12 protein-coding genes are annotated in these 14,006 nt (G+C 43.5%); 7 read left to right on the top strand and 5 right to left on the bottom strand.

The window, feature by feature from the left end:
* The first annotated feature begins 164 nt into the window (after positions 1-164).
* Positions 165-1,559 carry a WS/DGAT/MGAT family O-acyltransferase gene (locus tag JMX18_RS11300; protein WP_201587787.1) on the top strand — a complete coding sequence of 465 codons (1,395 nt, stop codon included), beginning with the start codon at positions 165-167 and terminating at the stop codon, positions 1,557-1,559.
* A gap of 102 nt (positions 1,560-1,661) precedes the next feature.
* Here the strand turns inward: JMX18_RS11300 and JMX18_RS11295 are convergent, their stop codons facing one another.
* Positions 1,662-2,489, bottom strand: coding sequence for an inositol monophosphatase family protein (locus tag JMX18_RS11295; protein WP_201587786.1), 828 nt, complete (start codon positions 2,487-2,489; stop codon positions 1,662-1,664).
* A 271-nt stretch (positions 2,490-2,760) separates the two neighbouring features.
* Entirely contained in the window at positions 2,761-4,839 is a 2,079-nt protein-coding gene (dxs, locus tag JMX18_RS11290; RefSeq protein WP_201587784.1) for a 1-deoxy-D-xylulose-5-phosphate synthase, read from the bottom strand.
* Positions 4,840-5,510: 671 nt separating this feature from the next.
* On the opposite strand from dxs, the gene ribA reads away from it, so the two are divergent.
* The 3 genes from ribA (at position 5,511) to JMX18_RS11275 (ending at position 8,032) form a co-directional block, all read left to right on the top strand.
* Complete coding sequence (gene ribA, locus JMX18_RS11285) at positions 5,511-6,176, top strand: GTP cyclohydrolase II (protein ID WP_201587782.1); 666 nt, start codon at positions 5,511-5,513, stop codon at positions 6,174-6,176.
* A 60-nt stretch (positions 6,177-6,236) separates the two neighbouring features.
* A complete protein-coding gene (gene hemF, locus JMX18_RS11280) occupies positions 6,237-7,244 on the top strand; it encodes an oxygen-dependent coproporphyrinogen oxidase (RefSeq protein ID WP_201587780.1) in 1,008 nt (335 codons plus the stop codon).
* A 317-nt stretch (positions 7,245-7,561) separates the two neighbouring features.
* The gene (locus JMX18_RS11275; RefSeq protein WP_201587778.1) at positions 7,562-8,032 is read left to right on the top strand and encodes a c-type cytochrome; all 471 of its coding nucleotides are present in this window, start codon (positions 7,562-7,564) and stop codon (positions 8,030-8,032) included.
* A 67-nt stretch (positions 8,033-8,099) separates the two neighbouring features.
* Here the strand turns inward: JMX18_RS11275 and JMX18_RS11270 are convergent, their stop codons facing one another.
* From JMX18_RS11270 to JMX18_RS11260, 3 genes are all read right to left on the bottom strand, one after another.
* Positions 8,100-9,113 (bottom strand): mechanosensitive ion channel family protein, encoded by a 1,014-nt coding sequence (locus JMX18_RS11270; protein ID WP_201587776.1) that lies wholly within the window; start codon positions 9,111-9,113, stop codon positions 8,100-8,102.
* Positions 9,114-9,176: 63 nt separating this feature from the next.
* Entirely contained in the window at positions 9,177-9,746 is a 570-nt protein-coding gene (gene gloA, locus JMX18_RS11265; protein ID WP_201587774.1) for a lactoylglutathione lyase, read from the bottom strand.
* Positions 9,747-9,905: 159 nt separating this feature from the next.
* Positions 9,906-10,544 carry a carbonic anhydrase gene (locus JMX18_RS11260; RefSeq protein ID WP_201587772.1) on the bottom strand — a complete coding sequence of 213 codons (639 nt, stop codon included), beginning with the start codon at positions 10,542-10,544 and terminating at the stop codon, positions 9,906-9,908.
* Positions 10,545-10,991: 447 nt separating this feature from the next.
* Between JMX18_RS11260 and potA the strand changes: the two genes are divergently transcribed.
* Genes potA through potC form a run of 3 tightly spaced genes read left to right on the top strand, consistent with a single transcriptional unit; the run spans position 10,992 to position 13,959 of the window.
* Positions 10,992-12,260 (top strand): spermidine/putrescine ABC transporter ATP-binding protein PotA, encoded by a 1,269-nt coding sequence (potA, locus tag JMX18_RS11255; protein ID WP_406947355.1) that lies wholly within the window; start codon positions 10,992-10,994, stop codon positions 12,258-12,260.
* A complete protein-coding gene (gene potB / locus JMX18_RS11250; RefSeq protein ID WP_227674644.1) occupies positions 12,260-13,162 on the top strand; it encodes a spermidine/putrescine ABC transporter permease PotB in 903 nt (300 codons plus the stop codon). The genes potA and potB overlap by 1 nt, the downstream gene beginning before the upstream one ends.
* The gene (gene potC / locus JMX18_RS11245; RefSeq protein WP_201587770.1) at positions 13,162-13,959 is read left to right on the top strand and encodes a spermidine/putrescine ABC transporter permease PotC; all 798 of its coding nucleotides are present in this window, start codon (positions 13,162-13,164) and stop codon (positions 13,957-13,959) included. Before potB ends, potC begins: the two co-directional genes overlap by 1 nt.
* The last annotated feature ends 47 nt before the right edge of the window (positions 13,960-14,006 follow it).

The raw sequence follows: 14,006 nt of genomic DNA, 5'->3' as shown, positions 1-14,006 counted from the left end.
TTATAATTATACGCTTATGAGTTTGTTATAATAACATTTTGTTTCATATGATTAACAAGCCTTTCATAACGCTTATTTATTAATATTCGCAGGTTATTAATGACAATAAAGGTCATGATCCTCAGTGTTAGAAGCAATGAAAGCCTATCTTAAAAGGACAGACCATGCGCTTGTTGACGGCAGTCGATCAATTATTTCTACTTCTTGAATCCCGTAAACAGCCCATGCATGTTGGCGGCTTATTCTTATTTGAGTTACCTGCAGATGCTCAAGGTGAAGATAGTGATTTTGTCTATCAGCTAGTACAGCAAATGCAAACGTCTAAAGTACCTCCGAGCTTTCCTTTTAACCAAGTACTTGAACATCTGCTATTTTGGAAGCAAGACGAAGATTTCGATATCGAGCATCATTTTCGTCATGTGGCGTTACCCAGACCAGCACGGGTCCGTGAGCTATTGATGTATGTCTCAAAAGAACATGGGCGCTTGCTTGATCGTGCGATGCCCTTATGGGAGTGTCACGTTATCGAAGGCATAGCTCCTGAGACTGAAAGCAGCCCGGAGCGCTTTGCTTTATATTTTAAAATCCATCATTCCTTGGTTGATGGTATCGCTGCTATGCGTTTAGTGCAGAAGTCGCTATCGCAGTCAGCTAATGAGCCTATGACCCTGCCAGTATGGTCGCTAATGGCTCGTCATCGTACTCGAATTGACGCTATAATTCCCGCTGATCGTTCTATCAGGCGTATCATTAAAGAGCAGCTCTCTACTATCAAACCGGTATTTACTGAGCTAATAGACAATATTAAACATCATGGCGATGAGGATTATGTCGGCACTTTTGATGCGCCCATGAGTATTCTAAATCGGCGTATTTCTGCTTCGCGCCGGATTGCAGCCCAGTCTTATGATTTGTCACGCTTTCGCAGTATTGCTGATAATCTCAATGTTAGTATGAATGATGTGGTATTGGCGGTCTGTTCAGGGGCGATGCGTAATTACCTACTAACCCTTGATGCTCTACCTAGCAAACCCTTGATTGCCTTTGTGCCGATATCGCTACGTAACGATAACAGTGCAACCGGCAATCAACTCTCATTTTTGCTAGCCAATCTAGGCACCCATTTGAATGATCCTATGCATCGAGTAAATATTATTCATAGCACTATGAGCAGCGGTAAACGCCGTTTTCGGCGTATGAATCAAGCGCAAGTCATCAATTACAGCGCCATCGCTTATGCTTGGGAAGGTATTAATGTTTTGACCGGTTTATTTCCTAAAAAACAAGCCTTTAACCTCATTATCTCTAATGTTCCTGGCGCTAAAAAACCTTTATATTGGAATGGCGCACCTCTCAAAGCTTTATATCCAGCTTCTATACTAGTAGATGGGCAAGCGATGAATATTACCCTTGCTACTTATTTAGATAAAATAGAATTCTGCATTACCGCTTGTAGTAAGGCGCTGCCTCACGTGCAAGATATGTTGGAGCTGATCGAGGCAGAGATTGGCGTATTAGAGAATATCAGTGAAGAAAAAACTCTAGGCTTGCGTGAGTAACCTAAAAGATAAGCAAAATAAAAAGCTGATTTCTTTAAGAAATCAGCTTTTTTTGTGGCTAAAAATATTTTTTATATTAATGTAATCTACTACAATAACCTACTAAATAACATCCCGCCATGTTGGGACTACTATTTGCATTAAAGGTTTTAACAGCTTTACATTACAAGCAAAAATAGAGCCGGTGGTCATGGAATCATGCGCGCCTTTATGATCAACCACTACTCCGCGTGCCTCAGTAACGATTAATTCACCTGCGGCGATATCCCAAGGCTTGATAGACATCTCGAAATAACCATCAAAACGACCAGCCGCTACATAGCATAAATCTAGCGCAGCAGAACCTAGACGGCGGATTTGGCCACCGGCTTCACTAACCTTTTGTAAGCTTTCAAAATGCTCTTTGGCATAAGAAATAACTTCGCCATTACGCTTACGCTCAAGCGGATGACCAGTGGTAAATAAGCCACCATCAATGGTTTTACGCTCACTAACACTGATACGGCGCTGATTTAGACGCGCACCCTTACCGCGGCTGGCTGAAAACATCTCGTCACGTACCGGATCGTAAATTACTCCGTGCTGGGTGACGCCTTTATGCTGCACAGCAATAGATACGCAGAACTGCGGTACACCATGCACAAAGTTTTTGGTACCATCAAGTGGATCAATAATCCAGCACCAGTCCGCATCTTCACCGCGGCCTTCTTGCATACCAAACTCTTCCCCTAAAAACGAGTGGTTTGGATAGCTGCTTTTTAGAGTAGCGATAGTAAGCTCTTCACTAAAGCGATCTATACGGGTAACTAGACCGTCTAGCCCTTTAGATTCAATATCTAGCTCAATTTTATGACGATTTTGATGCGCATTTAAAATCTCCGCACCAACTTTTTCAGCAGCACGCGCTGCGATGACGACCATGGGTTCCATAAATAACCTATCTTATTGGTGAGTAAAACTTGTGAATAAAATTAATGAATAGTAAGTGAAAATTTATATGTGAGTAACAACTAATAACTAAAGAACTTGCTATCCATGATGACTGCTTTCTAAAAGACACCACAATTATCATCGGGCAGACCGAAACCGGACCACCATCAGCTAATGCGCAAGTTGTAAAACAGTAAACGCCTACGGCAAAGTAGGCGCTATTTTATCCTAATTCTAGATAAAATTTTTGGCGATAAATAACTAATTTGTCTTATGACAGCAGTTGCTTAAGTTGACCAACTACCCCATTGACATCCAAACCACTATCAGCCAATTGTTCAGCTTGCGAGCCATGAGGCGCAAAATGATCAGGAATACCGATATTACGAATAGCGGGGCGATTATTTTTATAAGCGGCTGACGAATTTAGCAGATGCTCATTTACCGCACTACCCGCACCGCCCATAATCATATGCTCTTCTAAAGTGGCAATATGAGTAACGCCTTGAATTAATAAATCTTCGATTAAATCCGCGTCTAAAGGCTTGACCCAGCGCATATTGACCACCTGAATCTGACAATTAGGGTGCTCAGACAGTATGTTTTCAGCGGCCTGCTCGGCGGTTGCCACCATAGTACCGAAGGCTAATAAAGCTAATTTAATAACTGCATTATCGTCACCTAATACGGTTTCTACCACGGCCTTACCGACACTGTAACATTGCGGTGGTTGCTGAATCACAGCCCCAGTACCCATGCCTCGCGGATAGCGCACGGCAGTACTGCCCTGATATTCATAGCAAGTATTGAGCAGCTGGTAGCATTCATTCTCATCTTTTGGCGCAGCGACAACCATATTAGGGACGCAGCGCAAAAAGGCAAAATCAAACACGCCAGCATGGGTAGCGCCATCTTCACCAACGAAACCCGCTCGATCTATAGCAAAGGTGACGTCGAGATTTTGTAAGGCGATATCATGAATCAGCTGATCATAACCGCGCTGCAAAAACGTAGAGTAAATGGCGACAATGGGCTTAACGCCTTGGGTAGCCATGCCGCCCGCTAAGGTAACCGCATGCTGCTCGGCAATTGCCACATCAAAGAAACGCTCTGGAAAATGTCGAGCAAAGTCAACCATCCCAGAACCCGCTTCCATAGCCGGGGTAATCGCTAGCAACTTGTCATCCTGTGCCGCTTTATCACACAAGAACTGGCCAAATACCTGTGAGTATTTTAAAGGTAACGGCAGATTCTGTGAGACTTTATTACTCTCTAAACTATTAGCTGAATCACTATCTTCGTCAGCTAATTTACTTATAGCATGGTAACCAACAGGATCAGCTTCTGCAGGCGCAAAACCTTTACCTTTAGTGGTATAGATATGTACCAGCACGGGACCACGAACCTGTTTGGCTAGCGTCAATACGCGCAAAAGCTCAGGGATATTATGTCCATCGAACGGACCAAAATAAGTAAAACCAATAGCTTTAAATAAATTATCTTCTATCTTTGGAACATCACGCTGCTGTTTATGGCGTTTACGACGACTAAAGGCTTGCATATCAGGACGATGGCACAGTATAGGTTCACCAGTATCACTAATATCGACCTGATAACCGGACTCCCACAGCATCGCTAAATGGCGCGAAAACCCGCCAATAGAACACGATATCGACATATCGTTATCATTTAAAATGACTAGCAAATCAGCATCTTGTTGTACGGCATCATTCATCGCCTCAAACGCCATACCACCAGTCATTGCTCCATCACCAATAATGCAGGCAACGGTTTGCGGACGTCCTTGATAACGTAAGGCTAAACTCATTCCGAGGCCAGCTGAGATTGAGGTGGAAGAGTGCCCGACCCCAAAGGTGTCATATACGGATTCTGCACGCTCAGGAAAAGCAGTCAGACCATCTTTGGCCCGAATACTACTCAAGCGTTCACGCCGCCCTGTCAATACCTTATGGGCATAGGCTTGATGACCCACGTCCCAAACGATCTGATCATTAGGCGCATCTAATAAGTGATGCAATATAATGGTCAACTCAATGACACCAAGGTTTGCGCCAAAATGACCACCACTTTGACCAGCGGAATATAATAGGAACAGGCGCAGCTCATCAGCTAAAGTAATAAGCTGTTTGGTGGTTAGAGTTTTAAGATCTGCTGGCGTATCGATAGCATCAAGCAGCGGCGTATTTGGACGTACGCGCGGTATCTGGGTATATATCTGCTGCAAGCTCGATGAAGACGCTACAGAATCAGCAGACGATAGTGTAGATGACGACGAAGATGTCGCCACCGCTAATGAACAAGACTGTGAGGAATGAGATGATTGCTGCATAAATCGTACTGTACCTACCAATCTGCTGACAAGACAAGTGGCTCCTTTAAGATATTGTCACTACTGAATCAATCGTAATTACCATATCTTATTTACCACATCACAATGCGCCAAGCGTGCTAAATGCATTATTAATAGCGCTGCTCTATTATTATCAGAATAATAATCAAAATATTAACGGTTACACCGCTACGCGCTACTTTATATAAAATCGCGCCAATTATACAATGATAATCTACCAATAATAGATAACAATATGTTTGTTATGCTGCCACTATAAATTAAAGCCATAGGCTAGTGGTTGTTCATTGGTGACGATGTAGTAATGCTAGGGTTAAAACTTGTCACTGTATCGGTTAAAATAGTATGGCATAATAGCATTTTTTTTGACTCATCGCTTTAATCATCGTAGGCAGTATGTGAACTTTGTGTGTATTCTTGCAGATATATAAATCTTGCAGTTTATAAAAACACGCTTTGGCATAATCCTACTTATAAACCGGGCATATAGTTGTTTTATAGTTAATAGTCCCTATATCCTATTCAAGTACTAAACCGAATATTCGGTAAGTACAGCGCAATACTATTACTATTTATAAGCTCAAGCTTATAGCCTTAACCTCTTATTCACTCCCTCTACTGCCACCATAATCGGCTTATGCAGGACACTAATGTCATATCAATTTATCACTAATGCAACTTTACCTACCCGTCACGGCGAGTTTGATATTCATGTGTTCGAAAACAAAGACGGTCAAGAGCATGTGATGCTAACCCTTGGCTTACCCGTGGTCGATAGTGATGTTATATCTACCGAAGATGGGAAGCAAGCCTCATCCCAGTGTGCTATTCCTTTGGTACGTATCCATTCTGAATGCCTGACCGGTGATGCTTTTGGCTCGCTCAAATGCGACTGCGGTCCGCAGCTCAATGCCGCCATGCAAGCGATACAAGATAATGGCTGCGGCGCTATTTTATATCTGCGCCAAGAAGGCCGAGGTATCGGTCTGACCAATAAGATTCGTGCTTATGCGCTACAAGATCAAGGGCACGATACCCTCGATGCCAACCTCATGCTGGGCCTGCCTGCTGATGCACGTATTTATGATATGTGCGGGCCAATGCTTGCCCATGTTGGGGTTAAAGAAGTGCGGCTCATTACCAATAATCCTGATAAGGTCGCTTATCTGATGGATCATGGCATCAATGTCGTTGAGCGGGTGCCTCTAGTGGTAGGAGTCAATGATATGAATGCCGATTATTTGGCAACTAAACGTGACCGTATGGGCCATCTACTCGATAAAGAGATTTATACAGCGGCCCATTTGAATAAATAACTATCATGATACATCCTTCATGATTGTTTATTAAAGCCCATTATTATAATAGATATTTTTATGAGTATTTCTAATAAAAACGACCTTAACCCTTCTGTTTCAGACAGTAATACACTAGCCCCTACCGTGCCAACCGAAAATGATATCGGACGTGTACGCGAGTTTTTAGTCGATTTACAAGACCGTATCTGTCGAGCATTGGAAGCACAAGAGCGCGCAGGCGGCGGGAGTGCTACCTTTGTCCCTGATGATTGGGAGCGCCCTGAAGGCGGCGGTGGTCGTTCATGTATCCTAGCTGATGGTGAGGTTATCGAAAAGGCTGGCGTTATGTTCAGTCATATCCATGTGCATAACTTACCCGCCTCAGCGACCGCTCGTCATCCCAATATCGCTGGTCGCAAAGCGCAAGCCATGGGGGTGTCGTTAGTCGTACACCCCAAAAACCCAAACGTCCCTACCAGTCACGCCAACGTGCGCTTATTTGTAGCCGAAGCTGAGGGTGAAGCCCCTATTTGGTGGTTCGGTGGTGGTTTTGATTTGACGCCTTTTTATCCAGTATTGGCTGATTGTGTGCATTGGCACCAAGTTTGCCATGATCTGTGTGCGCCGTTTGGTGATAGCGTTTATCCGGATTTTAAGCAGTGGTGTGATGAGTACTTCCATCTGCGTCACCGTGATGAGCAGCGGGGCATAGGCGGTCTATTCTATGATGATGTCAATACCGAGAGCCGCGGCTGGGACTTTGAAACCTGCTTTGATTTTATGAAAGCAGTAGGCAACGGCTATTTAGAAGGCATTATTCCTATCTTTGAGCAGCGTAGAGAAACCCCTTATACCGATAAGCAGCGCCAGTTTCAGTTGTATCGCCGGGGTCGTTATGTCGAATTTAACTTGGTCTATGATCGTGGCACCTTATTTGGACTTCAAAGTAATGGGCGTATCGAATCTATCCTAGTTAGTATGCCGCCGCTTGCCAGCTGGCATTACCGCTTTGAGCCTGAGCCTGGCACTCCAGAATTTGAATTGACCGATTACTATCTCCAACCACGTGATTGGTTGAGCCTATAGCGCCAATGTATTTTTGACGCTCATTTATAAATAAATAGATTTTATTAAACAAACCAGCTTTTATAGTTGGTTTTTTTATATCTAATAACCTATTGATAACCAAGCATATTAATTTTTTCTTACAAAAGTCCCTATAAACGGCCTATCTTAGTAAAGCTCATTTGAGTATATTCAAAACACTATATCCACGTTATAGTGAAATTTTGTTTATTTTTAGATTAAGTGCTTTATTAGCCACTTAATAAGGGACAAGGATTGTAATTGTACCTTTTTGATAGCCAGACGTTTTGGTAGCCATACTTAGAGGAGTCACACAAATGGTAAAAACTCACAGCAATAACACTTTAAAATCCGTATTTGGTATAACACTCGTCGCAGCCGCATTAGGCCTAAGTGCCTGTAGCGGTGCTGTCGATCCCGATGTCAAAGCTCGCCAAGACAGCATGAAAAGCTGGGGTGATGCAATGGGTATCATGGGTGATATGGCCGAAGCGCCAGAAACCTTTGATGCAGCGGTATTCAAAGAGCAAGCCGCATTTTTAGCAGAGGATTCTGCCACGCCATGGAGTCATTTTACCAATCAAGAAGCTGTGGGTAATGCTACTGAAGCAGTCTGGGTTGACGTTGACGGTTTCCGTGCAGAAGCGGATAACTTCCAGCAAGCTACTGCTGAATTAAATACCGTCGCCCAGAACGCGACCAGTATTGATGAGGTTATGCCAGCGTTCGGTCAAGTGGGTGAAAGCTGTAAATCCTGCCATACTGATTTTAAAGTGAAAAAAGACTAGTTTTATTTTTTAAAACTATTAAAAAACCGTCATTTAAATGACGGTTTTTTTGTATAAATACTAGGGTTTATTTATTTAAGCTTGTCTGATTTAGATTGCTATCATTAGCACCATTATTCTGATCTTTAGCCTTTTGTACTATAGCTTTAACCGAAGGATCGCTTAGATCTAAGGTACGTATAGGGAAAGGAATATTGACTCCGGCATTATCTAGCGCTTTTTTAATCTCAACGATTACTTGATGAATCGACGCTACCTTGTTGGCCTGCGTGCCATCTTCGATGAACCAACGTACCATCAAATCAATAGTTGAATCACCAAATCCAGTCGCAATCACGCTAGGGTCCGCTTTAGTCGATACCGTATCGGCTTGATTTAACGCTTGCAGAATCTCCGCCTTTGCCGCCTCGATGTCGTCTTCGTAACCTATGCCGACTGCTACTTGCAAGCGGCGCTGTTTGTAAGCGGTATTGACTGTCAGCACTGAGGTATACAAGTCGGAATTAGGAATAACCACTTGCCGACCATCATAAGTTCTGATGGTAGTCGCCCGAATCTTGATATCCTCAACCGTACCTTCGTAATCACCCGAAATAATCTGGTCGCCGATACGAAACGGCTCTGAGATTAGTAATAAAATCCCAGATAATAAATTCTGAAAAATATCTTTAAATGCAAAGCCAATCGCTACCGAGCCAATACCCAGCGCACCAATGAGTTTGGCAGGCGTAAAACCGGGCAGAGCAATGACCATGGCAATCATAAAACCAATAAAAACAATCAATGCCCCGCCTACCCGCTGAAAGACTTTGACTAGGTTTTGATGATGAATGCGACTACCTAGTAGCTTGTATACCACTTTTTTGAAGACTATCGATAGCAGCCAAAAAATAATCAGCACCACTATCGCAGCTAGCAAGTAAGGGATACGCTCGACGAAGCTCATGACTAAATCATTGGCCGTATCAGCTATATTTCGATAAGTTAGGGCATCACCCGTTATCTCAGTTACTGAATGAGTTGATTGGCTAGCTACTGAGTCTGTCGTGGCACTAGCGGCCTGTGCCTCAGGGGTAGGCATATACCCATTTCTCCTTTACTTTTTATTAAAAAGTTTTTATTTACAAGATGGGTTAATCAGCCATCAACCCATCAAGTCCGCTTGGACAATCTCAATCCAGTAGCCATCAACGTCTTTGATAAAGGCGATATCTTTCATACTGCCCTCTTCTGGACGTTTTTTAAATTCCACGTTATTGTCATCGAACCAAGCAATAGCCTCATCTAAATTGGGCACCGTAAAGCAAATATGCCCAAAACCTTGCGGTTGCTCATTACCATCATGGTAGCTAAAGTCAGCTTGGTCTTCGGTACCGTAATTGTGGGTTAGCTCCAAAATACCGCGCTGACGGAAGGTGTAAATCGCCAAATCCTCGCCTGCCGGTAGATTGTTACGTTCATCCTCAGTGAGCTTGGCTAAGAAATACAGATCAAACTCCATTTCAGGGAATTTTTTGATAGCCAGCAAGGTCATACCGAGCACGCCAGTATAAAAAGCCAACGACTTAGCAGGATCTTTAACCCGTAGCATTGTATGGTTAAAAGTAAAACCTTCAGTGGTCATGGCGATAGGCTGAACACCATCCGCCTTGACGCTATTACTAGGCTGATCAATCGTTGCATGCTTATGTTTAGCGTTATCCGAATTAGACATGGTTTATCCTTATATTTAAGTTAAATTTAGAGTAGTTTCTCAAAAGCTACGGCTCTAGTAGTTATAGGAGCGTAGCGCCTAAAAATCAAGGCACACCAATATTAGTCGCTCTAATTGAAACATTTAAAATTAACCTATTCAAATATAAGGTACTGACTATCAAGTGTCTAAAAAGCTGACTTTACCGGTCTCTAAATCGTATTCAGCGCCGACAATGAGCAACTGACCACTACTGGTCAAATCCTCAAGCGCACGCGAGCCATGCTTAAGCTGACTCACTGACATCCGTACATTGGCTCGTATAGAGCGGTTAATTAGCTCATCGGCATCAACATCGTGCCCATTGGCAGTAGCAAGCTCATGTAAGTTATAAACACTGGGACGAATGCGGTCGACGATAGATTGCAGGTTAGGCGAATAATATTTATCGGGATCTATCATCGCCTCCACACAAGCGGTTACCGCCCCGCAGTGCGAATGTCCAAGTACCACCACCAATTGAGTATCGAACTTTTCGGCAGCAAACTCTATAGAGCCGATTTGTGAAGGGGCTACCACATTGCCTGCTACACGAATGACAAATAACTCGCCCAAACCTTGATCAAAGACAATCTCTACGGGTACACGAGCGTCCGAGCAGCCCAAAATAATAGCTAAAGGGTTTTGATCTTTTACTAGTGCTGGACGCTTGCGAGTCATAGGATCGGGGTTAGTCAAGCTATCCATATAACGGATATTGCCTTCTTTTAGGAGAGCAAGCGCTTCGGCACCTGTTTTTGGACGAGTGGGGCTAATCATAAGATATCCTTGATTTTAAAAGTAATGACTTCAGGGTAAGTAATAAAAAAAGCTAGATTGTCCGTAATCCGCACAGTAATCAGCGTCAGCTAAATGAGCAATTTTAATAATTGTATAGCAATATAAGCATAAATAATAAAAATTTCTTCGGTTAATTAAAGCTGTTTTACCTATTTTATCTGTTTTATACAAGCAGAAGAGGCACTCACACAATTGATAAAGAGATTGCCTTAATTTAAACCTTTGGTTTGTTATAATACGTGTAGTCGATCCACTATAAAATAAATATCAGTAGCAGGTTATAATGGTCAACTTTTGTATTTAAAACAGATTATAGTCATAGCCCGCGCTTTACTTTTATCCAAACTCATATCTATCCTTTCCCATCAAAATCATTGACTCAAGCTACTATATTGAGCTTTTGGTATTTTAGGAATCTGTTGTTTTATGGACAATATCATGACCGATCTGCTTGCCAAACAAGCTACGCCTACTGATACGCTCTTGCAGCTTACCGGTATTAAAAAGTCTTACGACCAAACCGAGGTCTTGACCGATATTAATCTTGATATCAAGCACGGCGAGTTTATTACTTTGCTTGGTCCTTCGGGCTGTGGTAAGACTACTTTGCTACGCCTTATTGCTGGTTTTGAGCAGCCCAGCGCTGGGGCTATCTATTTAGACGGCGTGCAGATGGCGGGACTGCCAGCCGATAAACGCCCGGTCAATACCGTTTTTCAACAATATGCTCTATTTCCGCACATGAGTGTCGCACAAAATGTCGCTTATGGGCTCAAGCTCAAAAAAGTTCCCAAAAACGAGATTCAAAAGCGGGTACAAGAGGCACTAGATATGGTGCAATTGGGGCACTTGGCCAATCGCCGACCCCAAGACTTGTCTGGCGGACAGCAGCAACGAGTCGCTATTGCGCGTGCGGTCATTAACCGCCCTAAGCTATTACTACTCGATGAGCCGTTATCGGCTCTCGATCATAAGCTGCGTTTACAGATGCAATCGGAGCTAAAACGCTTGCAGCGCGAGCTTGGCATTACCTTTGTCTTCGTCACTCATGACCAAGAAGAGGCGCTATCGATGTCGGATCGGATTGCGGTGATGAAAGATGGCCGGTTTCAGCAAATTGGCACCCCTATTGAGATTTATGAAACCCCGGCTAACCTGTTCACCGCCAAGTTTATCGGTGAGACCAATCTATTCAAAGCTGAAGTCAAAGGCGTCTATCCTGAGCAGCCTGACCGTGATGGTCAAGTCACCAATGGACGCATTGAGGTTGAGGTGTGCGAGGCGCAAGTACAAGACGGCGTGACGCCGCTGCGTAATCTACGCCGCCCTGACTTTGCCAGCGACGTCAAAGTCGGTGACATGGTCAGCTTATTGCTGCGTCCTGAGGACTTGCGCATTTATGCCCCCAACGACAGTGAACATAGTGGTTTACTTGGACAAGTGATTGAGAGTAATTATAAAGGTAGTACGCTGGATTCTATTATCAAATTAGATAATGGTCATATTATTAAAGCCTCAGAGTTCTTTGATGAAGATGACCCAAGCTTTGATTACAAGCTGGGTGAAGCGGTCAAAGTCTCGTGGGTCGATGGTTGGGAATGGGTACTGCCTGATGAGAAGGCCGCTGATTTTGACTCAGCTATCGATACTCAAGCCGCTATTATCCAAGAGGCTGTTCAAAAGGATGACAATTAATGGCGCGTACCCGTAACAGTCATAAACTGATGAGCAAGCTTAGCAATAAGAGTCCGTTTCGCACTGCAACGCTTTGGTTGATCTGGGGCTGGCTGCTTATATTTGCGTTATTGCCGAATATATTAGTCATAGCGGTCAGCTTTTTGTCACGTGACACTAGCGACTTTATCAGTCTGCCTGTCAATCTTGATAGCTATATCCGTTTGGTCGACCCGCTTTATTTTGAGGTGTTTATGCACTCATTATGGATGGCGGGTATCACCACAGTTATTTGCTTACTACTAGGCTACCCTTTTGCTTGGCTGGTGTCCAAAGCTCAAAGACGTTGGCAGCCGCTACTGATGATGTTGCTTATCCTACCCTTTTGGACCAACTCACTAGTGCGCACTTATGCGCTAAAGTTGCTGTTTGCTAATAACGGTCTGATTAATAAAGCGCTGCTAGCCATAGGTATCATTGATAAACCTATCGATATCTTATACACCCAAGGCGCGGTAATCGCTGGTCTAACTTATTTGTTATTTCCTTTTATGGTACTGCCACTTTATGCCGTCTTTACTGACTTGCGTGATGATATGCTACTGGCCTCACAGGACTTAGGCGCTTCAAAACCACAAACCTTTTGGCATGTGGTACTGCCGCTCACCACACCAGGGATCATCTCCGGGGTGTTATTAGTATTGCTACCCGCTATGGGGATGTTCTATGTGGCTGATATTTTAGGCGGCTCACGTAATCTGCTGGTGGGTAATATTATTAAAAACCAGTTCTTAGATGCTAGAGACTGGCCATTTGGCGCTGCTGCTAGCGTGTTATTAACCTTAGCAATGGCAGTATTATTGCTGGCTTATCGTGCCAGTAGCCGCCGCATTGGCAAGACTGACTTTAATGAGGTGGCCTGATGTCCAACTCAAACCCTATCAAAACCAAACGCATCGGCAGTATCGCCGCAAAAGGCTACTTGGGACTGATATACGCGCTGCTTTATTTGCCTATTATCGTACTCGTGGTGATGTCCTTTAACGAGTCAAAAATTGGCTACAATTGGGGTGGTTTTAGTCTTAAATGGTATAAGTCCCTGTTTAATAACCAAGCCATGCTTGATGCCTTTTGGCATTCTATCGTTTTAGGATTAGTGGCAGCTACTGTGTCTACCTTGATTGGCACTTTGACTGCCCTCGCCCTACATCGCTACGATTTTCGCGGTAAAGGCTTACTTAATGGCTTATTATTTGTGCTGATGATGTCACCTGAGATTGTCTTGGCGATATCTTTGCTCGCGCTATTTTTATTAATTGGTTTGCAGTTAGGTTTTGTCTCTTTATTACTGGCGCACATTACTTTTTGCCTGCCGTTTGTAGTAATTACTGTCTTTGCACGGTTGAGCAGCTTGGATGAGCGCTTGATGGAGGCGGCAAGGGATTTGGGCGCGTCTGAGTCAACCATGGTGCGCACGGTTTTGATTCCCGTTATTTTCCCCGCAGTGATGGCAGGCTGGCTGCTCGCCTTTACTTTATCTCTTGATGATGTGGTGGTTTCAACCTTTGTGACCGGACCCAGTTATGAGATTTTGCCGTTACGTATTTATTCGATGGTGCGTGTCGGTCTTAAGCCTGAGGTAAATGCAATTGGTACTTTACTGCTCGCTGCATCCTTAATATTGGTCATTATCTCGCAGTTATTATTACGTAAGCGTTAAATCGTAAATATCAATAATAATTTATGAGTGAAATTAATTGCTCTATT

Origin of the sequence: Psychrobacter jeotgali, from assembly GCF_904846315.1 — a bacterium.
Classification (GTDB): domain Bacteria; phylum Pseudomonadota; class Gammaproteobacteria; order Pseudomonadales; family Moraxellaceae; genus Psychrobacter; species Psychrobacter jeotgali.
This window is presented reverse-complemented; position numbering and strand designations above follow the sequence as displayed.

Excerpts from the sequence above, each read along its gene's own strand:
- potB (WP_227674644.1), top strand. The coding sequence starts at position 12,260 with ATGGCGCGTACCCGTAACAGTCATAAACTGATGAGCAAGCTTAGCAAT.
- JMX18_RS11270 (WP_201587776.1), bottom strand. The coding sequence starts at position 9,113 with ATGCCTACCCCTGAGGCACAGGCCGCTAGTGCCACGACAGACTCAGTA.
- JMX18_RS11275 (WP_201587778.1), top strand. The coding sequence starts at position 7,562 with ATGGTAAAAACTCACAGCAATAACACTTTAAAATCCGTATTTGGTATA.
- dxs (WP_201587784.1), bottom strand. The coding sequence starts at position 4,839 with ATGCAGCAATCATCTCATTCCTCACAGTCTTGTTCATTAGCGGTGGCG.
- potA (WP_406947355.1), top strand. The coding sequence starts at position 10,992 with ATGGACAATATCATGACCGATCTGCTTGCCAAACAAGCTACGCCTACT.
- hemF (WP_201587780.1), top strand. The coding sequence starts at position 6,237 with ATGAGTATTTCTAATAAAAACGACCTTAACCCTTCTGTTTCAGACAGT.
- ribA (WP_201587782.1), top strand. The coding sequence starts at position 5,511 with ATGTCATATCAATTTATCACTAATGCAACTTTACCTACCCGTCACGGC.
- JMX18_RS11260 (WP_201587772.1), bottom strand. The coding sequence starts at position 10,544 with ATGATTAGCCCCACTCGTCCAAAAACAGGTGCCGAAGCGCTTGCTCTC.
- gloA (WP_201587774.1), bottom strand. The coding sequence starts at position 9,746 with ATGTCTAATTCGGATAACGCTAAACATAAGCATGCAACGATTGATCAG.
- JMX18_RS11300 (WP_201587787.1), top strand. The coding sequence starts at position 165 with ATGCGCTTGTTGACGGCAGTCGATCAATTATTTCTACTTCTTGAATCC.
- JMX18_RS11295 (WP_201587786.1), bottom strand. The coding sequence starts at position 2,489 with ATGGAACCCATGGTCGTCATCGCAGCGCGTGCTGCTGAAAAAGTTGGT.
- potC (WP_201587770.1), top strand. The coding sequence starts at position 13,162 with ATGTCCAACTCAAACCCTATCAAAACCAAACGCATCGGCAGTATCGCC.